Genomic DNA, 21,886 nt, shown 5'->3' on the forward strand with positions numbered 1-21,886 from the left:
TATCGACAGCACAGGCAAGAAAATGACGCTTTGCCAACTCTATGCCAAACAGAACTTACAGAGGGCGAATGTGAAGAAAAGCACACAAAAACAACGGGAACAACTCATGCGGTTATTGAAAGAGGACAAGTTGGGTGCTAGGAGCATTGATGCGATAAAACCCTCTGACGCTAAGGAATGGGCGTTACGCATGAAAGATAAAGGCTTTTCCTATAACACCATTAACAACCATAAACGCTCGTTAAAAGCGTCATTCTATATCGCCATACAAGACGATTGTGTAAGGAAGAACCCTTTTGATTTTAAGTTAAGTGAAGTCCTAGAAAATGATACCAAAGAGAAAGTCGCATTGACAGAGGAACAGGAACAAGCCTTACTCTCATTTATCAAGACAGACAATGTGTATCACAAGCATTATGATGATGTGCTGATACTGTTAAAGACTGGACTTCGTATCTCGGAACTGTGCGGACTGACAGTAGCTGATATTGATTTCAAGAATGAAGTTGTAATTATCGACCACCAGTTACTAAAGAGCAAGGAACAGGGCTATTATATTGAAACGCCTAAGACGAAAAGCGGAATAAGACAAGTGCCATTAAGTAGAGAAACAATACAGGCATTTCAACGGGTTATGAAGAAACGCCCAAAGGCAGAACCATTTGTGATAGACGGACAGAGCAATTTCTTATTTGTCAATCATAAAGGCAAGCCCAAAGTTGCGATTGATTACAACGCCTTATTTGTCCGTATGGTAAAGAAATATAACAAGCACCACAAGGACAATCCCTTGCCACATATCACACCGCATACGCTACGCCATACATTCTGCACAAGACTGGCAAGCAAGAACATGAACCCAAAAGATTTACAGTATATCATGGGACATTCAAACATTAGTATCACAATGAACTGGTACGCTCATGCGTCCATAGATACCGCAAAATCAGAGGTTCAGCGTCTAATCGCATAGAAGTATTTACCACGATTTTAACCACGCTTGATAGCGAAAATATAAGAAGATAGACCTAGATATGTGAGGTTTACCACAAAAGCAAAATGCCCGTAGAGCCTATAAAATAAGGCTTTGCGGACATTTAAGGAGATATAAAAAGATAGTCAAAAAGACATATATAATTTTTATCAATTAATTTATTAATATATTGATCTAAGTAAAAATTTTTTATTTTGTTAGACAAGCCTTGTTTTGAAGAAATGAAGACTACTTTATTTGTATTATCTTTGATTATTAAAATGATGATTGCCATTAAAAATATTTCCGCAAGCAAATGGTTTTCTTGATACAAATACTGGTTCTAATTATCGCTTGGATTTATTAACAGCATTAGCTAATTTTTTACTGGGTTCTCACTTTGGTGATTTATTAAAAAATTAATATAATTTTAATAACTAAATAGACTAATAATTATTGTAAAAGCAAGAGTGATAAGTTTAGCTCTATAGCTAATATCGATTCTTTTCATTTCATGCTCCGATCTTTATTGATAAGCTCCGATTAGTAAAAGAATAGTGATATTGGTGTCTTTTAATAATCTCAATACAGTCATTAAGGGTTTTTAGATCATCATCAAGATAATTAAAATTATTATTTGAAAAAGTTATTTTATGATGATTTAATTCAATAATTAGTTCGTCGTTTTGATTACTATGGCGCAGAGAAAAATTATATAACCTTGTAACCAAATCAATTATCTGTTCACGATTACCTTTGATAATCATCATTTGTGGTTTATAGGATAACTTTATCTTTTTAAAATTCAACACATTAGCACTGTTGTGTACTAATTGGGTGATTAGTTGTGAAATATCTATTTCTTCTATATTTTCTGGAATCGAATCAAAACTCGAAGCTTTAGAATCAGGAGAAACTGGAATTTGTTTTTTTTCAGCAAAGATTATTCCTACTCCAAGATAGATCATCCCTAAAAGGATGAGCGCTAATAAATAGTTATAATAGTGTGTTGCTAAATAATCAAAAAAGGTATACTCTTCAAATAAACCATCAAATTGATACCAGACTAAATAGCCTTTTTCATTAAAATCATTAATTCCATATAGCTCATTAAAGTCAGTATGCTGGCTATATTTTCCTGATAATTCTTGAATACAAATACTTGATGTAATTGTACTTGTTGTTTCTAGAATCTGCTTTTGATTAGAATCAATATTTTGATAATAACCGTTTTGATCAAGATTTTGATAATTTTTTTTAAAACATTTTTCTAAATTTTCATAAGATTGCAGGGTATAATTGTAAGCATAGTCGCTATCATATTCATAAATAGTAATTAAAGGGCAGTCTAGACTGACAAGCTGGCAAGTAATTGTTGAAGAATTTGCTTGCCCTAAAATAACTTGTTCATCAAAGGCTAAATATGATAGTTTTGAAACTTCAATAAAATCATTGTTGTTTTGATCATAATTTAATGTAACATTAATTGTTTCAATATTATTTTCTGATACTTGAGAAAGTAGATATTGGCTTAAAATTTTTAATTGATCATAATTTAGCTGCTTTAATGAGATAACTGATTCTTTATTATTACTATTTATAGTCATTGACCAAGTTTCACTGGCTGGTAAATAGGGATTAAGCTCTTCATCATAAACAATATAGGTATTTGTAAGAATACGCTCGAATTGTGCATTAACGGCATCTTCAACATGATATGAAGAAATTTTTAAATCATCATTAATACTATCAGCAACAATTTTAACAGGTGAATCGTCTTTATAGATCTGTTTAGCCTTTTGATAATCTTGGTATGTAAAAAAGCTTATTATGATAGCGATACTAAAAGTTATAAGAATCATTATTTTAGCAAGTTTATTAAAGTGGATTCGTTTCATCGGTTGCTCCTTTAATTATTTGTTTAAATAATAAATTATTGTGGTCAAAAGTATACTCATAATTATGAATTTTAATAATTTCTAAACAGTCATTTAATGCAGTTAAGTTTTCAGTAGTATAAGTAAAATTATCATTAGTGAAGGATAGTCCGTTTTCGATAAAAATAATCGATAAATTATCATTACTAGCACTATATCTAATCGCAAAATTATATAAAGTAGTTATAAGTTTTGTTATTTGTTTACGATTCCCTTTAATAATAGTTGTCTGAGGCTGATATGATAAAATCAATTTTTTAAATTGTAATAAGTTTGAGCTATTATCAATAAGTTCAGTAATAATCGGTTCAATGTCAACATCTTCAACATTCTTTGGTGTAACTGCGGGAACTGGATTAAGAACAATTGTTTCATATTGTGGTAAAGTGATGATATTTCGTTTTAAGATTAAAATAAAGAGAATACTAGTTATGCCAATAAGAAGATATATATAGTAATAGTCAGTAAAATAATTAAAAATAGTATATTTTTGATAATAATCGTCTACTTGATTCCAGACTAGATAGCCAAGACGATCATCAGGATAATCAAATTCTTTAGCTGAAAATGAGTCATGATGACTATATTCGCGTGACAGTTTTTGGATACAGTAACTAAAATTATATGCATTTTCTTCTGCTTCGTTATTTATTTTAAACGGATCATCATCAGGGGTCGATAGTTTATAGTAACCGTCATCTTGAGTTTTTGTATAATTTTGCTTAAAGAAATTTTCTAAATAGTTATATATTTTAATGTTTGAATTATAATAATAACCATTCCAGTCTTCATCTGATGGAATCTGAATATCTAGAAATGGTGTATATAGATTTGTGAGTTCGCAAGTAATGGTAGCAGTAGAGTCATTAGAGATATATACTTCGTCATTGATTGCAAAGTAAACTAAATTACTTACGATAATATGGTTATCGGTAATTGCAGAATAATTAAAAGTTACATTGATTGTTTTAGTCTTATCTTCATCCATCAAGGCAATAAGTTTTTCACATATTGATTTTAATTTTTGATAGCTGATTTCACTGAGTGAAACCTCAGCAATATTATCACCATTTTTAGCAGCAAAGCGCCATCTTTCATGAGGGGCTAAGAATGGTTGAAAATCTTCATCAAAGGCTAGATAAACTGATGTGACGTTTCGATCAATATTAGCTATAACAACATCTGTAAACCGTGAATAGTTATATTTTAAATCATCATTAATATCATCAGCAACATATTTAGTTGGCCAGTCATCTTTTATTGTTGCTTTATGTGCATAATAGCCAAAGTAAGTGAAGATTGTAGTAATCATCATCATGGTGATAATATAGATACTTGTTATTTTGGTAAATTTGTTTAGTCGTAACATGATTGATTTCCCCTTTCATCATATAGTAATCAAATTTATCAAGTAAATTAATAATTTCCCCTTTTTTTAATTTTATCATTATTTTGCTTTAAAGACTTGTAAGATAATAAAAAAGCAGACTTTAGTCTGCTTGATTATGGCATTTAGACTTGAAAATAATGCCACCAATAACGAACATACATGCAATCACCACAACTCCGTATTTTGAATTATCTGTAATTTGAGTAGTAATCCCCATTAATAAAGTTCCCATAAATGAGGCTCCCTTACCAAATATATCAAAAATTCCAAAATATTCACTCGCCTGACTTTCTGGAATGATTTGAGCATAATATGATCGCGATAATGCTTGAATTGCGCCTTGAAAAACAGCAACAAAAACAGCTAATACCCAGAATTTCCAAGCTGTATCAAGCCATAAAGCAAAGACAGCGATGAAAAAGTATCCAATAATGCAAGAAAGGATCAATGATTTAACAGGGAATTTTTTAGCAAGTTTTCCAAAAATCAAAGAAAATGGAAAAGCTACTACTTGAGTAAGTAATAAAGCTAGTAGTAAACTATTATCATCAATTCCAACATCTTTTCCATATGAAGTTGCCATCTCAATAATAGTATAAACACCATCAATATAGAAAAAGAATGCGATAAGGAAGAAGAGTACCTTTTTATTATTTTTAATACTAGTTAGAACACGTTTTAAATTATTAATAATTGGTTCTTTAGCGGTTGTATAATTAATTTGCTGATAGTTTTTCAATAATGGGATAGTAATAAAAAACCACCACAAAGCATTCATGATAAAGGCAATTGCTGTTGCCATAACAGTTGAAAGGCCAATTGTATCACAACCTAAAATCAATAGTAGACTGATTGTAAAAGGAATACAACTACCGATATAGCCCCAAGCATATCCGTGTGAAGAAACTTGATCAACCCGCTCATATGTCGTAATATCAACCAGCATAGAATCGTAAAAGATCAAACTGGTCGCAAACCCCGTTTTAGCAACGATAAAAATAGCTAAAAATACAATCCAGCCAACTGGAATAGAAAGGGCAGCTAAGCTTAATACTCCCATCATCATAAAGAATGTAAAGATTGGTTTGCGCACACCTTTACGATCACCAATACTTCCCAGCATAGGTCCTGCTAATGCAACAATCAATGTTGAAATTGAAATAGCATAGCTGTAGTAAGCAGTAGAATCACTTAAAGATATTCCGGCTTCAGTAGCTAAGTTTTTAAAATAGATTGGAATAATAGTTGATACTAATAATACAAATGCTGAATTTCCGACATCATATAAAACCCAATACTTTTCTAATTTTGTTAGTTTATTCATAGTTGTAATTAAATCGTTTTGATATTGCAGTATTGTTCTGGTAACTGTAATAATATTCGATTATCTCCTTTGTGGCAATATTTATCGACTGGTTAAAAAGATTAACTAATATATCAATGTTTTCTTCAATTCTTTTTTCTGGTTTTGCAGTCATGACCATTCCACAGTATGACTTAGCATTAACAATTTTCATTCCTGTTAGAATCAAAGATCTTTTTAAAACACTCCGGCAAGCAAAAAGATGATTAAAGCGTTTAAATGATTTTAAAGAAGCTAAGATCGTAGCTGGAGCTAAATTAAAAAACGGAGCAATAATTTTAGCATTTTCAAGATTGATCTGGTAATGTTTTGGGGTTGAATAGTTAAATGATTCATGGTTTAGTATCATAAATCGCTGATCTAAATCTCGCTCGATTTCAAAGTGACCAATTTCACGATTAATCATTGTTTTATCGATGTAACCATGACATTCACTATCTAAAATAAAGTGATTAATAAAACCCAAAATATAGGCTAATGATTTTTCGTTTGGTTGTTCTTTTAGAAGTTTCATCGCATTTTCAAAGAAAGCTCGTGCAATATCTTGGTGTAGCTGATTACCTAAAGTATTGACAGGATTTTTTTTAAGCGGTTGATAGAAAAATAAAATATCAGGGCCTTGAAGACCAATATTGTAGAGATTTAAATTATCATTAATAATTTTTTTAATTGTAGTATTTTCAAGCTTATTTAAAACTTGATTCCCAAATTGCTGATGTGTATAACTTGCCGGCATAGTTAACCTCCCATTCTTGGATATTATATAAAGATATTATTTGTTGAACGAGCATGATTAGTTTAAGATTAGGTAAATATTTATCTAAGAAATCTTTTGATTAAATTATACTGTAATTCGAAGAATAATTACAATTTATTAATAATAAAACTGTTCATTTATAATGAACAGTTCGATAGATTATATTTAAAAAGCAATAATTTTATTTGAAATTATGTTCAAATCGATATGATAGAGAACGATCATACTTAATTACATCAATAAAATTGTAGATTGCTTCATATGATTCACTAATACTTTGATTAAATAAACTTTCTAACTTTTCTAAGTATGGGTCGACTAATTTATTTGGTCTGTAATTTACAACAAACCCCTGGAATCGTTTATATGTAAACGTGATTTTTAAAACTAGGTAAATCAAGCCCCGTTTATAAAACTGTGGTGCTAATAATAAACGATCATAGAACTTCATCCCTTTAAGACTCTTATAGAGTTCTTTTTTTGTTGCTTTAAAATATGGCTCAATGTTGTTGAGCGTATGATCATTAACCTTAATGTGATCAGTTAATTTAGTTCTTAGAGGATCTAAACGATCTTTGACCATAAAATAACGATCGAGCTCAGTTTCTATTTCAAAATGAGTTACACCAGTTTCTTTGATAATCGTATTAATATACGGGTGGCAGTTACTATCAAGAATGTAGTGACAGATGAAACCACAAAGATAAGCAAATTGTGGGGCACTTTTGGTTTCTTTTAAGATTTCTAAAGCTTGGTAAAAAAAGATGTCAGCTCTTTCTTTATGCATAGCACTACCTAAACGATTGATTTTACTATGGATATATGGGCGGTTATAAAAAAGAATATCAGGACCATGTAATCCAATATCAAATAGATCTTGATTAGTTTCCAAGACACGTTTAAGGGGCTGATTTAATTTATCAAGCACTAGTTGTCCAAGACGATAATGACTATAAGCTGCCGGCATTATTTTAGATTATCGTATTCATTGGCTTTAAAACCAACTAATACACTATCCTTAGTTTCAACAATTGGTCTTTTTACTAACATCCCATCAGTAGCTAACAATTCTAATTGCTCATCTTCAGTCATTGTGGGAAGTTTATCTTTTAATTGGAGTTCTTTGTATTTTAAGCCAGAAGTATTAAAGAAGCGTTTGAGCGGTAAGCCGCTTTTTTGATACAAAGCAGTTAATTCTTCTTTGCTTAAACGTTCTTCAACGATATGTCGATCATGGTGATCAATCCCAAGTTCATCAAGATATTTCTTGGCCTTCTTACAAGTACTGCATTTTGGATATTCAATAAAATTTATCATATTCTCACCTCGTCTATAGTTTAACTCATTTTATCCTATTTTAACAATGTTATGCATAGAAAAATAAGTTATAATTTAACCCGGATATTTTTCCTAACAGTTAGGAAAAAAGATTGCAACTTAGGAAAATGAATGCGTGATATATTATAAAAGGAGCTGATAAAGAAATGCTAAACAAACGCCAAACAAATATTATTGATCTTTTAAATGATTATGGAAAATGGATTACTGGTAAAGAAATCGCAAAAGTTCTAAATGTATCTGACCGAACAATTCGTTCAGATATAGAGAATATTAATAATTATTATGATTGTATACTGATTCAGGCTAATAAACGTCTAGGATATCGTTTAGATGAGACATTATTGCATAAGCAGGATATTGAAACTAAAGATATAATCCCACAAACTTCCCAAGAACGTTGTATATATATTATTCAAGAACTTTTGTTTAAAAGTCATGAAATTAATTTGATTGCCTTGCAGGATCAGGTTTTTGTAAGTGGTTATTCAATTGATAATGATATAAAAAAGATCCGTAAAATGATTAATGATTACCCTAGTTTAAAACTAGTTAGATCTAAAAATTATATTAGTTTAGAAGGAAATGAAACAGATAAGCGAAAGTTATACAAACAGTTATTGACGGCAGAGACACAAGGGAATTTTATGAATTTAAATTCAATTGCAGGATTATGGAATAGTTTTGATCTATTAGAAGTGAAAGATATACTAGAAGAAATTTGTGAAAAATATGATTATCAGATTCATGAGATGACTTTTCCAATGATCATGATTCATGCCGGAGTGGCGATTGAGCGGATCATTAATCATAACTATATTAAGAATCAAACAATTAGTGAAAAATTAGAAAGCAGTCGAGAATATCAGATTTCATATGACTTCTTTACACAGGTTAGTACGATGATCAATATTGAACTTGTTACTGATGAAGTAATTTTATTTGCTTTATTATTAATGGGAAAAAGGGCAAATGATTATCGTAAGGATATTATCAAAGAAAAGCTGGCAGTCGATGTTGAACATTTAGTTGAAGCAGTAATTGTTGAAGTTAAGGAATATTTTGATATTGATTTTTCAAAAGATAAGGATTTAAAAGTGGGTTTAGCAATGCACTTACAATCATTGTTAGAGCGTCAAAAAAATAATGTTCAAGTAACTAATGTCTATCTTCAAGAAATTAAACGTAAGTATCCTTTAGTATTTGAAATGGCAGTGCGTGCAGGCGAGGTATTAGCTGAAACTTGTGAGGTTAATATTAATGAAAATGAATTAGCGTTTTTAGCTTTGCATTTAGGAGCAGCGTACGATCGGGTCAATTCTTTAAAACGCTATCGTGCGATTATGATCATTCCTAATAATCAGATGCTATCAAAGATGTGTCGGGACAAGTTAAAAATTCGTTTTGAAGAACGAATGATGATTGTTCAAAGCTATGGCTTTTTTGAAGAATCGATGGTTAAGGAAGAAGAACCGGATTTGATTATTACAACAGTACCACTAAAACATAATTTAAATATCCCAACAGTCCAAGTAACTTTATTTATTAATTATGAAGATGAAAGTAAAGTATTTCAGACACTAAATATTTTAGATAAGCATCGCTATCATGATGATTTTGTTTCATTGATCAAAGAATTGATGCGTGAAGATTTATTTCATGTAAAAAATACTATGAATAATCCTAAGGAAATCATTGATTATTTATGTGATGAACTGATTGAAAAAGGGTTAGCAACACAAAGCTATAAAGAAGATGTTTTTAGGCGTGAAGCAGTTTCTGCAACTTCTTTTGTAAATGGATTTGCAGTACCACATTCAATTGAAGTATCAGCAAATGAATCATGTATATCAACTTTAATTTTAGATAAACCGGTGATTTGGGGTGGTTTTGAAGTGAAATTGATTATTCTTCTTGCAATCAGAGAAACAGATAATCATTTATTGAAAATCTTTTTTGACTGGTTGAGTAGTATTGTCAGTGATTCAAATAAATTCACCCAACTGTTAGAAGTTCGGGAACATCAAGAATTTATGGAACAAGTAATAATGTAAGGAGAGAAAGATGGCAACTAAAGTAGTAAAAGCGAAAAAAGAAAGAAAAATAAGGTATGAAGATGCTCCATTAGTAAAACGATTTATAAGCTATTTAATTGACTGGTATGTCGGGGCTTTATGTACTGCGATTCCGATTGCGATTATTTCACAAAAGTTAACGAATACAATGTTAAATCAAAACATTGTTGAATTTAAACAGCCATATGGGATCATTGCAGGAATTTTAGCTGTTTTATTTGCAATTTTTTACTTTGTAATTGTTCCAGCTTATATTTATCCGGGGCAAACGCTCGGCAAGAAAATTTGTAAAATCAAAATTGTTAAAGTGAATAATGAGCAAGTAACAATAAAAAATATGCTATTAAGACAATTATTGGGAGTTATTGTAATTGAGGGTGTTTTATATACTGCAAGTGCAATCTGGCATGAACTGGTTACGATTATTACCCAAACAAATTTTGTTACACCTTTGATGTATGCAGGATTTATAATTAGTGGAATCAGTATTTTACTTTATTTATTTAAAGGAGAACATCGTACTTTGCATGATTATTTAGGAAATACTAAAGTAGTGCTATGTAAATAATTTCCTAAGTCTAGGAAAGATGACTAGCAACAATAAAAAAATTAATTACTTATAATGTTGATTGTAAGGGTATTGGAGGATAAAAAATGGATGGTTTAGAGTTAGTGAGTTTTAAAATTATATCAGCTGTAGGAATGGCTAAATCAAGTTTTATTGAAGCAATGAAGGTTGCTGCTAATGGTGAATTTGATGCAGCTAGAGCAAAAATCAAGGAAGGTGAAGAATCTTTTAACGGTGGACACTTAGCCCATAGTGAATTGATTCAACAAGAAGCTAGTGGAAATCATGTTGTACCAAGTATTCTGTTAATGCATGCCGAAGATCAATTAATGTCAGCTGAAACAATTAAGGTCATGGCTTTAGAAATTATTCGTTTAAATGAACGGGTCAAAGCATTAGAAAAATATTAACAATAACAAAGGGAGGACAAAGAAATGAAAAAAGTTTATCTATTTTGTAGTGCGGGAATGTCAACAAGTATGTTGGCAAGTAATATGCAGGATGTTGCTAATCAACATAATTTACCTATTAAAGTTGCTGCCTTTCCCCACAATAAATTAGAGGAGATTATCTCAGAGGATCGTCCGGACTGTATTTTATTAGGACCACAAGTGAAATACATGTATGAGGAAACGGTAGAACAATTTGGTAGCCAAGGAATTCCTATAGCTGTAATCGATCAAGGTGATTATGGCATGATGAATGGTGAAAAAGTTCTTAAATCAGCGATTAGACTGATAAAAGCAAATAAATAAAAAGGAGGGTAAAAGAATGATTAAACAACTTGAAAAAATATTAATGCCTTTAGCTGAAGCTATTGGCCGTAATAAATATTTAGTATCAATTCGTGATGGGTTCTTAGTATCAACACCATTATTGATTGCCGGTTCAATTTTCTTACTGATTGCAAATTTTCCAATTCCTGCATGGACAGAATGGTTAAGTTCAGTAGTCATTAATTCAAATACAGGGGAGACATTAGCTGCTTTTATTGAAAAGCCATCAGGAGCAACCTTTACTATTATGGCAGTCTTTGCTGTAGTAGGGATTGCTTATTCATTTGCTCGTCAGATGAAGACTGATAAAATATTTGGAGCAGCGGTAGCTATCATGGGATGGTTCTTGATCATGCCTTATACGGTAGAAGGAACTGTAGAAATGGCAGGTAAAGAAATACCAGTATCTTTAATAGGTATCCCAACTGGATGGGTTGGGGCAAAAGGTATTTTTGTTGGAATTATCTGTGCATTTGTAGCTGTGCATATTTATTCATGGGTTGAGAAAAAAGGCTGGGTAATTAAAATGCCGGCAGGAGTACCGCCTACTGTCGTACAATCGTTTGCGGCTTTAATTCCAGCAACTGTTGTAATGACTTTCTTCTTTGCAATTAACTTATTATTTGGTTTTTTAGGAACAAATGTGTTTCAAATTATATTTGAATTCTTACAAACACCATTACTTAATTTAGGAGATACTTTAGGAGCGATGATTATTGCTTATATCTTCTTGCATTTATTCTGGTTCTTCGGAGTAAATGGGGGTTCAGTAGTTGGTGCTGTATTTAATCCAATCTTACAAACATTGTCAGTAGAAAATATTGAATTCTTTAAAACGGGTGTTGGTGAAGGACATATTATTTGTCAACAATTCCAAGATTTATTTGCAACTTTCGGGGGTTGTGGTTCAACATTATCATTGATTATTGCAATGTTATTATTCTGTAAATCTAAACGAATTACAGAATTAGGAAAATTATCATTAGTACCAGGGATTTTTGGAATCAATGAACCAATCGTATTTGGGTTACCAATCGTGTTAAATCCAACAATGATTATTCCGTTTATTTTGGTGCCAACAATCAATATTATTATTTCTTATCTTGCGATGTCTGCGGGGTTAGTACCGATTTGCTCAGGGATTAATATTCCATGGACAACCCCAGTAATTATTTCTGGATTTTTGGCAACTAACTGGGTTGGTGCTATTTTGCAAGCAGTCTTACTAGTATTAGGAATCTTTATTTACATGCCGTTTATTAAAATTATGGATAAGCAATATATTAACGACGAAGCTAATGCAGTTCATGAAGCAGAAGAAGACGATTTTTCATTAGATGACTTATCATTTGATGATTTATAGGAGGCAATTTTATGAAAGTAATTATGATTTATGATCAAATTCAATCTGGTGCAGGAATCAAAGATGACCATATGATTCCTTTAGGAGCTAAAAAAGAACCGGTTGGACCAGCAATTATGATGGAACAATATTTAAAAACAGTTGACGGACGCGTGATGGCATGTTTATATTGTGGTGATGGGTATTATGAAGCAAATCCTGAAGAAGTTAGTCGTAAACTATGCGCGATGGTTAATAAGTTAAAACCTGATGTAGTAATGTGTGGACCAGCATTTAACTATTTAGGTTATGGCAAGATGGCAGCTAATATTGCCTATGATATTAATCAGACAACAGATATTCCTGCATTTGCAGCAATGTCAAAAGAAAATGAAGAAACGATTAATGAATTTAAAGATAAAATTCATATTATTGAAACACCAAAAAAAGGTGGGATTGGCTTAAATGAATCATTAGATGGAATGTGCAAATTAGCGAAAGCATTAGTTGATCATGAAGATCTAAATCCGATTACTTCAAAGTATTGTTTCTAAACTAAAAAGGATGCGGATAACGCATCCTTTTATCAAAAAATAAAGGAGGAACTCTTAGATGTGGGGTATTATTGCAACATGGCGAATGGCCGTAGAAGGAATCAGTAAAGCAAGTCAAGTTTTAGCAGAAGGTGGTGACGCTGGTGACGCAATCGAAATAGCGGTTAGAGAGGTAGAGGACTTTCCGTACTATAAGTCAGTTGGATATGGCGGGTTGCCAAACGAAGAAATGGAAGTTGAATTAGATGCGGCTTTTATGGATGGTGATACATTAGATATTGGTGCGGTAGCGGCAATCAAAGATTATGCAAATCCAGTAAGTATTGCAAGACGATTATCAAAAGAAAAAGTGAACAATTTGTTAGTTGGTGAAGGCGCTGAAAAATTTGCTCATAAAGAAGGTTTTGAAAGAAAGAATATGTTGACTGATCGTGCTAAAATTCACTATCGTAATCGTGTAAAAGAAGTTCAAGCATTGGAAATTAAACCCTATTCAGGACATGATACGGTTGGAATGGTATGTTTAGATACTCATGGTAAAATGACTTCGGCTACTTCTACAAGTGGCTTATTTATGAAAAAAGCTGGTCGGGTCGGAGATTCACCGATTTCTGGATCGGGCTTCTATGTTGATAGTAAAGTCGGTGGTGCAAGTGCTACTGGCTTAGGAGAGGATGTTATGAAAGGGTGCGTAGCTTATGAAATTGTTCGTTTAATGAAAGATGGAATGCATCCTCAGGCTGCTTGTGAAAAAGCGGTTAATATGTTTGATTTAGAATTAAAAGAACGCCGTGGTCAAGCAGGTGATATGTCTTTGGTAGCAATGAATAATAAAGGAGAATGGGGTGTTGCTACAAATATTGAAGGATTTTCATTTGCTGTTGCTACTGCTGACCAAGAACCAATTGTTTATTTGACAGAAAATAAAGATGGAAAATGTATACATACGGTAGCTAGTCAAGAATGGTTAGATAATTATATGGCTACAAGAACAGCCCCTTTAGAAGAAAAATAAGATGGAAGATATAATTTTAAAAAAAGTTGATGATATTGCTGAACAAATGATTAAAAGTATTATTGAAATTGTAAAAATCGATAGTGTTGAAACAGCTCCTTTAGAAAATGCTCCATTTGGCTCAGGGGTCAAAGCAGCTTTAGATGCTACTTTGGATTTAGCTGCTTCGTTGGGATTTGTAACAACAAATATTGATAATTATATCGGATATGCAAGTTATGGTGAAAGTAAAAATTATATTTGTGCTATTGGTCATTTAGATGTTGTTCCAGTTGGGACAGGCTGGAAACAGCCTCCGTTTAGTGGGTATGTAGAAGATGGGGTGATTTATAGTCGGGGAATTTTAGATAATAAAGGACCAATCTTATCATGTCTATTTGCTCTTTATGCACTTAAAGAATTAAAACTTGAATTAGCTCATGAGATTAGAATTATCTTTGGTTGTGATGAAGAATCTGGTTTTGAAGATTTAAAATATTATTTAAGTAAAGAAAGACCGCCGTTAATGGGATTTACACCAGATTGTAAATATCCTGTTGTTTATGGTGAGCGTGGACGGGCTATAATTAAAATATGCGGGAAAAAGGATAGATTAAAAGAATTCTTTGATTTGGTCAATAATTATATTTTAAATGCTAAAAATAATGGCGAAAGGTTTAATATTGATTTTCAAGATCAAGAATTTGGATTATTAGAAGTTCGAAATTATCAATTAGAATTAGACGGAGATCCAAGTATTCAATTTAGTGTTAGTTATCCAGCGAGTGTCACAGTGGAAACAATAGTCAATAATATAAAGATGGTAGTTAGCAATTTTGAAGTTAATTTAGTGGGAAATTATGATCCTGTAAAATTCCCGCTAAAATGTAAATTAGTAAAGACATTAGTCCATACTTATGAAAAGGTAACTGGAGATGATGGAACACCAGTTACTACAACCGGTGGGACATATGCTAAGTTGATGCCTAATATTGTTCCTTTTGGACCATCATTTCCTGGTCAAAAAGGAATTGGTCACCAACCTAATGAATGGATGACAATTGAAGATATTATTACAAATGCTAAGATTTACGCCTTAAGTTTATATAATCTAGCAAAATGAAAGTAGGGATGCAGAGTGATTGAAATATGTTGTGGAAGTTATGAAGATGCTCTAAATGCATATTATGGTGGAGCAAAAAGAATTGAGTTGAATAGTGCCTTACATTTAGGTGGTCTAACACCTAGCATTGGTTCATTAAAATTGACAAAAAATACTACAAACTTAAAGGTAATCTGCATGGTTCGACCACGTGGAGCGGGATTTTGTTATACAGATATTGAATTTAAACAGATGATGATAGAAGCTAAGGATCTATTAGAAAATGGAGCCGATGGTATAGCCTTTGGATTTTTATTAAAAAATAATGAAATTGATATTGAAAGAACCAAGGAAATGGTTTCACTAATAAAGTCTTATCAAAAAGAAGCGGTTTTCCACCGTGCTTATGATTGTGTAAAAGACCCATATGCCAGTATTGAGATATTAATTAATTTAGGCATTGATCGCTTGCTTACGAGCGGACTACGAGCTAAAGCCGCTGATGGTAAAGATTTAATCAAAAAATTACAAACAAAGTATGGCGATAAAATAGAAATATTAGCTGGAAGTGGAATTAACAGTACAAACGGACAAGCAATCATGGAATATACAGGAATCGCTCAAATTCATTCTTCATGTAAAGATTGGCAAAATGATCCAACTACAAGTGGAGAATTTGTAAACTATTGCTATGGACCGGCAGAGCATAAAGATGATTTTGACATGGTTAGTAAGGAATTAGTTGAAAAATTAGTGAAATTAGGATTATGAAAAACAAACTCTGGTTTCGATATCTAATAACGATTGTAGCAGTAATTGCATCTTCTTTTTTGCAAACATACGCTATCAAAGTTTTTGTAGAACCAGCTAATCTGTTATCTAGTGGTTTTACTGGTGTAGCAATTTTAATTGATCGAATTACTTCATTATATGGCTTTAATTTTTCTACTTCTTTAGGACTGATTGTTTTAAATGTACCAGTAGCAATCTTATGTTTTAAAAGTATTGGAAAGAAATTTGTTATTTCTTCTTTGTGCCAAGTTTTTTTAACAAGCTTTTTATTAAGGATTTGTACATTCCCACCGTTATTTAATGATGTTATTTTAAATGTTTTTTTTGGTGGATTTGTTTATGGGATGTCGACAGTAATTGCATTAAGAGGGAATACTTCATCAGCTGGTACCGATTTTATTGCTTTATATGTTTCTAATAAAATGGGTAAATCCATCTGGGAGTATGTTTTTATTTTCAATGCCTTGATTCTTTGTATCTTTGGTTATATGTTTGGCTGGATATATGCAGGCTATTCAATTGTCTTCCAGTTTATTTCAACCAAAACAATCTCATCATTTTACCAAAGGTATAAGCGGGTAACATTGCAGATTACAACAACCCACCCGGAACAGATAATTGAAAGATATGTTAAAGATTATCGTCATGGTGTTTCAGTTGTTAATGGTTATGGTGGTTATAGTAAAAATCCAATGAGTTTACTTCATACGGTTGTATCTGCTTATGAGGTTCAAGATATTGTTCAATTAATGCATGAATCTGATGAAAAGGCGATAATTAATGTTATTCCTACGGAAAATTTCTTTGGCGGTTTTTATCAACGCCCAATTGAATAAAAAACAACTGCTTTATTTAGCAGTTGTTTTTTTGAGAATAACTTATTTTAAGTAACTTTAACATAACGATCAAAATGATCTCCTAAAAAACTGTTTAGTTCACTTTTAAATTTGGGAGACTGGTTGATGATTCGCTGATTTCCAATCATAGGATTAAAGTAGCGATGTTTAGCATTTATTTTATAATAACCTGCTTTTTTATTATGACTAATATCAACTTGATGAAAATGACAAAAAGCTTCCCATTTATCGCTTAATTCTTTGTCTTTGCAGATGTTTTTAATGACAGAACTTTCATTAGTATATAAATCATCTTGTGTGATAAGCTTTTTTGTCAACGCAGTTTTTAATAGATTAGCTAAATATTCCATACAATATCGATTTTCATCAGAGGTGTAAACACGACTGCATTGAAACATTACTTTTGTCAACATTATTGCTTTATCTTTACTTTTAAAGATAATTTCATCTTTTTTATCATTAATTATTAAATCGTAATAAATTGACTTAATTTGTTCGACTGATAAAAAATTATAATAATATGCGTTTGCAAGAGTATATTCTAATCGATCAGCTGATAATTTAGGACTTTCATTATCGGCAATTGGATATTTATGATAATCATAGATTAGATTAATATCTATCTCGTATTTAAGAAAAATTTTTTGTAATTCACGACTATTAAAAATCATCTTTTTTGTTTCAGCTTCAGTAGACTCTTGTTTTTCATAATCATTATTCAAGAAGTCAATAACATGAGCGAATACAGGGGTGGCTATATCATGTAATAGAGCTGCAACAGTAGCATGCTTATCATGAGTAAAATGATAAGTTATTAAAGAAACGCCAATACTATGATCATATCTTGAAACTCCAAAACTATTTTTAAATGTTTGAAACTGTGTATATTCCATTCCACAATTCATTCCAATATCTTTGAGGCGAGTAAAGATATTTGTGTTCATGATTTCTAAAAGATACGGTGGAATCGTATCATGATATATTTTATAAAACATTATTATCTCTCCCTGTGTTAATTATAGTTGCTCAAAGGGATCATATTTAGGAAGTGATGATCCAAATTCTTTTAATGATTTTATAAGACTATTAGGACTCCATTCAATCAAAGATATACCATCAAATTCATGAACGCCATCTAAGTCAATACAACTAAAGTGCCATTCAACAATAGAATGTTTATTAGTGTGAATAAATTGTTTAATTTCCCACTTATCTAATTTAAAGTGTTCGTGCCAGTCATTGAACCATTTTTTTATTTCAATGATTCCTTTGTATTCAGGACCCCAAGATTCACTATAATAAGCATCGGATTCAAAAATCACTTCAAAATTATTCCAATGGGAATCAAACCATGATTGAAACCATTCAATTATTAGATCTTCTTTCATAAAAATTATCCTTTCTAAATTATTAATAGTACTTAAAGTATAGCATTATTTGTGATACTCGTCATTTTCTTATCTAAGTCCAAAGCAAATATCTTCAAAGTTTTTGGGGATAAAGTTTTATATTTAATGATAACTAATGTTTTTTATAATTTAAAAATAGTTTTTACCTTTAGTAATTGTTAGTATGGTATAATAAAGATAGTTGAAATTTGGAGTAAAGGAGTGTTAACAATGGGTTTTGATGATTTTAAGCAGCTGGTAGATAATATGCAAATTAATTTATATCTTACAGATATTCAAACAAATGAAATAATTTTTATGAATAATAAGATGAAAGAAACTTATAATTTGAAAGATCCAGAAGGTAAAATATGTTGGAAAACACTTCAAAAGAATCAAAGCGGACCATGTCCATTTTGTCCACTTATCAAATTAAAACAAATTAATAATTTATATCAGTCGATTAGCTGGCGTGAAAATAGTGATCTTACTAATCGTATTTTTGAAAACTATGATAGTTTAATTAAATGGGAAAATGGTAAAATTGTTCACATGCAACAGTCAATCGATATTACTGATTCTGAAATCCTAAGTCACCAGGCTAGTATTGATGACTTATGTGGATTATTAAATCGTCGTGCTGGAAAAGAAAAACTGCTCGAGTTTATGGTGAAAAAGAAAAAAGCTAAAGAAAGCTTTACAATTGCTTTATTAGATATAAATAATTTAAAAAGAGTAAATGATTCTTTTGGTCATCAAGAAGGAGATTTTTTATTAAAACAAATTGCTTATGCAGTAAAGCAGGATCTTGATAAGGAAGATCTTATCTTTAGATTAGGTGGAGATGAATTTGTTCTAGTTTTTGGGCATAAAAATACTAAGGATAGTGCTAAATTTTTAATTGAGAATCAAAAAAATATACAAAAGCTGCAAGCTTTATACAATAAGCCTTACGGATTTTCATATGCTTTTGGAATGTATACAGTTTTACCAACTAATAAATTGACTGTTAATGATGTGATAACTAGAGCAGATGAACAAATGTATCAGGAAAAGTTGCGATATCGTCGAACTCAGTTAGCAGAGTTGGAAGATGTTTCAGTAGGATCTACTAATGTAGCTTGTTTTCAATATGATCCAACACAACTTTATGAAGCTTTGATCAAAAGTACCGATGATTTTATTTACATATGTAATATGAAGACAGGTATTTTTAGATATTCACCAGCCCAAGTAAAAGTTTTTAATTTACCAGGAGAAATTATTGACCATCCTTTACCATTTTGGAAGGCAATCGTACATCCCCAAGATTGGGAACGTTTTTATAAATCAAATATGGCAATTGGCGAAAATAAGATGGATTATCATTCTGTTGAATTTCGAGCGATGAATAGTGATGGTGAGTATATTTGGTTAAAATGTCGTGGACAGTTAATGCGCGATGAATTTGGTGAGCCTAATTTATTTGCTGGAATAATGACACAGTTAGACCGTCAAAATAAAATTGATCCCCTAACTCATTTATATAATCGTCAAGAATTTGCGAAAGCTTTTGAGCTTAAGACTAAAGATAAAGCAATCGATAATCTTGGAATTATGGTTATTGATATTGATGACTTTAAAAATATTAACGAAATATATGACCGTTCATTTGGGGATTTTATTATTAAAACAGTAGCCCAATTGACTCAGGCAGTTTTGCCAGGTAATACTAGTATTTATAAATTGGATAGCGATCAAATGGGGCTGTTGATTGAAAATAGTACCGAATTGGAAATTACTAAATTATATAATGAGATACAGAAACAATTATTGCATGAACAACTATTAAAACGTTATAAATGTCCGATTCAAATTTCAGCTGGATGTGCAATTTATCCTAAAGATGGGTTAACATATAATGAACTAAATAAATATGCTGATTATTCATTACAATATGCCAAGGATAATGGAAAAAATAAATTAACTTTCTTTTCAAACTACATCCTTGAGCATAAGATGCGTTCATTAGAAATTTTAAAATATATTCGTGAAAGTGTAAGTGATGATTATCGTGGCTTCGAGTTAAATTATCAGCCCCAAGTTGAGGTGAGTAGTAAACAAATCAAAGGAGTTGAGGCATTGTTAAGATGGCAGTGTCAAGAATTAGGAAAAGTATCACCAGTTGAATTTATTCCCATTCTTGAAGAGAGCGGGCTAATTATCCCAGTTGGTCTATGGGTTATAAAGAAAGCAATTCAGGCTTGTTCGAAGTGGGTCGTATATGATCCTGAATTTTCTGTTAGTATTAATGTATCTGCGCTTCAGATGTTAAATAGTGATTTTGTGAAAGATGTAAAAAAGGTTCTGAAAAAAGAAAAGCTGGCACCTAAAAATATTGTCTTAGAATTAACAGAGAGCTATATGGTTAGGAACATGGATTTACTAAGAACAATTTTTGAGCAGCTTCGCGAATTGGGATTTAAAATTGCAATGGATGATTTTGGAACGGGGTATGCCTCATTGGAAATTTTAAAGACTGTTCCTGCTGATATTGTCAAGATTGATCAAACGTTTGTACGTGATATTAAGATTAGTAAATTTGATAAAACTTTTATTCGTTTTATTGCTCAAATTTGCCACGATGTTGATATTGAGGTATTGTTGGAAGGAATTGAAACAGAAGAGGAATTTAATGTTGTTGAACCGATGGAATTAGATTATATTCAAGGATTCTTGTTTGGACGTCCTCAAAGTGAAGAAGAAATTACGAATAAGTTGATATAAATTAAAAATGCTATGTTATCATAGCATTTTTAATTTTACGTATTTAATCCATAGTAATAGGAGATAATTTCAGAAAAATAATATAACATAATACGATTATCAATTTGAATAATAGAATCGATACTGCTAATTGGTAAGGAAATCGAAGGTAAAACAAATGCTAAATCAACTAGAGGTAATAATTCAGAATTACCATCAATCGTGATTAAAACTATTTTTGCACCTTTAGCAGAAGCTTCTTTAATAAAGTTTTCATAAGTATAAGTAGAACCAGAAACACTATAGATAATACAAAGATAATCTTGATTAATAGAGTTAATTAGATAGGTAAGCTGAATATCCTCGCGTACACTTTGAATAAAGCGATTATGAGAGTATAAAGAATATTCTAACTGACTAGCAGCAAAATAGGTATTGTTGATCCCAATTGATAAGACATGTGGATATTTGTCAATCAATGATGCTAGTTCTTTTAGTTGATGATCATAATCTAGAGCACCAAGTTCTAAAATCGTATTACTGTATTCTTGAGAAATCTGACTCAGTAATGATTCGTTGCTGAGTTTTTTTTCATCGTTATTTTTAAAACTTTCTTCAACAGAATATTTGAATTCTGAGTATCCACGGTATCCAAGCTTTTGATAGAAACGTAGGATTGCAGACTTAGAAGTTTCACAAAGGTCGCCTAAAACAACAATGGAGTTATTAACGATTTGAGGATCTTCTAAGATACGAGCACAAATTTTACGTTCACTAGGTGTAAACTCAGTATAATGAATGGCAACTGTTTTTTTAAAGTCCATATTAATACCTCTTTTTCTTATTTATAATTATATCGATAAACCAAATTAATTACAATAGAGAAAATTCCCATAACAAAAAATAATATTGATAAATTTCTCAACGGTGATATA

The 21,886-nt window shown here is 31.3% G+C and carries 21 protein-coding genes; 12 read left to right on the forward strand and 9 right to left on the reverse strand.

Annotated features, from left to right (window positions below; all coding sequences use genetic code 11):
* The coding region (locus KSU54_RS08955) for a tyrosine-type recombinase/integrase (RefSeq protein ID WP_226817388.1) at positions 1-973 on the forward strand (973 nt) is incomplete at its 5' end.
* Between the two features lie 512 nt (positions 974-1,485).
* Here the strand turns inward: KSU54_RS08955 and KSU54_RS08960 are convergent.
* The 6 genes from KSU54_RS08960 to KSU54_RS08985 form a co-directional block, all read right to left on the reverse strand.
* Positions 1,486-2,871 carry a hypothetical protein gene (locus tag KSU54_RS08960; protein WP_003535622.1) on the reverse strand — a complete coding sequence of 462 codons (1,386 nt, stop codon included), beginning with the start codon at positions 2,869-2,871 and terminating at the stop codon, positions 1,486-1,488.
* Positions 2,852-4,279, reverse strand: coding sequence for a hypothetical protein (locus tag KSU54_RS08965; RefSeq protein WP_040434129.1), 1,428 nt, complete (start codon positions 4,277-4,279; stop codon positions 2,852-2,854). The genes KSU54_RS08960 and KSU54_RS08965 overlap by 20 nt, the downstream gene beginning before the upstream one ends.
* A 121-nt stretch (positions 4,280-4,400) precedes the next feature.
* The gene (locus KSU54_RS08970; protein WP_008792571.1) at positions 4,401-5,624 is read right to left on the reverse strand and encodes an MFS transporter; all 1,224 of its coding nucleotides are present in this window, start codon (positions 5,622-5,624) and stop codon (positions 4,401-4,403) included.
* Entirely contained in the window at positions 5,617-6,399 is a 783-nt protein-coding gene (locus KSU54_RS08975; protein WP_117561337.1) for a zinc dependent phospholipase C family protein, read from the reverse strand. The genes KSU54_RS08970 and KSU54_RS08975 overlap by 8 nt, the downstream gene beginning before the upstream one ends.
* 202 nt (positions 6,400-6,601) lie before the next feature.
* Positions 6,602-7,387, reverse strand: coding sequence for a zinc dependent phospholipase C family protein (locus tag KSU54_RS08980; protein WP_008792573.1), 786 nt, complete (start codon positions 7,385-7,387; stop codon positions 6,602-6,604).
* Positions 7,387-7,737, reverse strand: a complete 351-nt coding sequence (locus KSU54_RS08985) for an arsenate reductase family protein (protein ID WP_003535627.1) — start codon at positions 7,735-7,737, stop codon at positions 7,387-7,389. The genes KSU54_RS08980 and KSU54_RS08985 overlap by 1 nt, the downstream gene beginning before the upstream one ends.
* 167 nt (positions 7,738-7,904) lie before the next feature.
* Here KSU54_RS08985 and KSU54_RS08990 point away from each other — a divergent pair, with 167 nt between their 5' ends.
* The 10 genes from KSU54_RS08990 to KSU54_RS09035 all read left to right on the forward strand — a co-directional run bounded on the left by KSU54_RS08990 (position 7,905) and on the right by KSU54_RS09035 (position 16,797).
* The gene (locus KSU54_RS08990; protein ID WP_003535628.1) at positions 7,905-9,812 is read left to right on the forward strand and encodes a BglG family transcription antiterminator; all 1,908 of its coding nucleotides are present in this window, start codon (positions 7,905-7,907) and stop codon (positions 9,810-9,812) included.
* Between the two features lie 10 nt (positions 9,813-9,822).
* The gene (locus KSU54_RS08995) at positions 9,823-10,401 is read left to right on the forward strand and encodes an RDD family protein (RefSeq protein ID WP_008792574.1); all 579 of its coding nucleotides are present in this window, start codon (positions 9,823-9,825) and stop codon (positions 10,399-10,401) included.
* 86 nt (positions 10,402-10,487) lie between these two features.
* Positions 10,488-10,811, forward strand: coding sequence for a PTS lactose/cellobiose transporter subunit IIA (locus KSU54_RS09000; RefSeq protein WP_008792575.1), 324 nt, complete (start codon positions 10,488-10,490; stop codon positions 10,809-10,811).
* A gap of 24 nt (positions 10,812-10,835) precedes the next feature.
* A complete protein-coding gene (locus KSU54_RS09005) occupies positions 10,836-11,156 on the forward strand; it encodes a PTS sugar transporter subunit IIB (RefSeq protein ID WP_003535631.1) in 321 nt (106 codons plus the stop codon).
* Between the two features lie 16 nt (positions 11,157-11,172).
* The gene (locus KSU54_RS09010) at positions 11,173-12,540 is read left to right on the forward strand and encodes a PTS sugar transporter subunit IIC (RefSeq protein ID WP_117792149.1); all 1,368 of its coding nucleotides are present in this window, start codon (positions 11,173-11,175) and stop codon (positions 12,538-12,540) included.
* 11 nt (positions 12,541-12,551) lie between these two features.
* Complete coding sequence (locus KSU54_RS09015; RefSeq protein WP_003535633.1) at positions 12,552-13,073, forward strand: GrdB-related putative oxidoreductase; 522 nt, start codon at positions 12,552-12,554, stop codon at positions 13,071-13,073.
* A 58-nt stretch (positions 13,074-13,131) separates the two neighbouring features.
* Entirely contained in the window at positions 13,132-14,088 is a 957-nt protein-coding gene (locus tag KSU54_RS09020; RefSeq protein ID WP_003535635.1) for a N(4)-(beta-N-acetylglucosaminyl)-L-asparaginase, read from the forward strand.
* A 1-nt stretch (position 14,089) separates the two neighbouring features.
* Positions 14,090-15,190: a Sapep family Mn(2+)-dependent dipeptidase gene (locus tag KSU54_RS09025; protein WP_009008842.1), complete on the forward strand. Its 1,101-nt coding sequence runs from the start codon at positions 14,090-14,092 to the stop codon at positions 15,188-15,190.
* A 15-nt stretch (positions 15,191-15,205) separates the two neighbouring features.
* Positions 15,206-15,940 (forward strand): copper homeostasis protein CutC, encoded by a 735-nt coding sequence (locus KSU54_RS09030; RefSeq protein WP_003535639.1) that lies wholly within the window; start codon positions 15,206-15,208, stop codon positions 15,938-15,940.
* Entirely contained in the window at positions 15,937-16,797 is an 861-nt protein-coding gene (locus KSU54_RS09035; protein ID WP_003535645.1) for a YitT family protein, read from the forward strand. The genes KSU54_RS09030 and KSU54_RS09035 overlap by 4 nt, the downstream gene beginning before the upstream one ends.
* A gap of 47 nt (positions 16,798-16,844) precedes the next feature.
* Here the strand turns inward: KSU54_RS09035 and KSU54_RS09040 are convergent, their stop codons facing one another.
* A complete protein-coding gene (locus KSU54_RS09040) occupies positions 16,845-17,813 on the reverse strand; it encodes an HD domain-containing protein (protein ID WP_003535646.1) in 969 nt (322 codons plus the stop codon).
* 21 nt (positions 17,814-17,834) lie between these two features.
* Positions 17,835-18,206, reverse strand: coding sequence for a hypothetical protein (locus tag KSU54_RS09045; RefSeq protein WP_003535647.1), 372 nt, complete (start codon positions 18,204-18,206; stop codon positions 17,835-17,837).
* A gap of 231 nt (positions 18,207-18,437) precedes the next feature.
* Between KSU54_RS09045 and KSU54_RS09050 the strand changes: the two genes are divergently transcribed.
* Entirely contained in the window at positions 18,438-20,972 is a 2,535-nt protein-coding gene (locus tag KSU54_RS09050) for a bifunctional diguanylate cyclase/phosphodiesterase (RefSeq protein ID WP_003535648.1), read from the forward strand.
* Between the two features lie 35 nt (positions 20,973-21,007).
* Here the strand turns inward: KSU54_RS09050 and KSU54_RS09055 are convergent, their stop codons facing one another.
* Entirely contained in the window at positions 21,008-21,775 is a 768-nt protein-coding gene (locus tag KSU54_RS09055; protein ID WP_003535649.1) for a MurR/RpiR family transcriptional regulator, read from the reverse strand.
* Positions 21,776-21,886 lie beyond the last annotated feature (111 nt).

The sequence above is a fragment of the Erysipelatoclostridium sp. MSK.23.31 genome (assembly GCF_019125875.1).
GTDB lineage: Bacteria > Bacillota_I > Bacilli_A > Erysipelotrichales > Coprobacillaceae > Thomasclavelia > Thomasclavelia ramosa.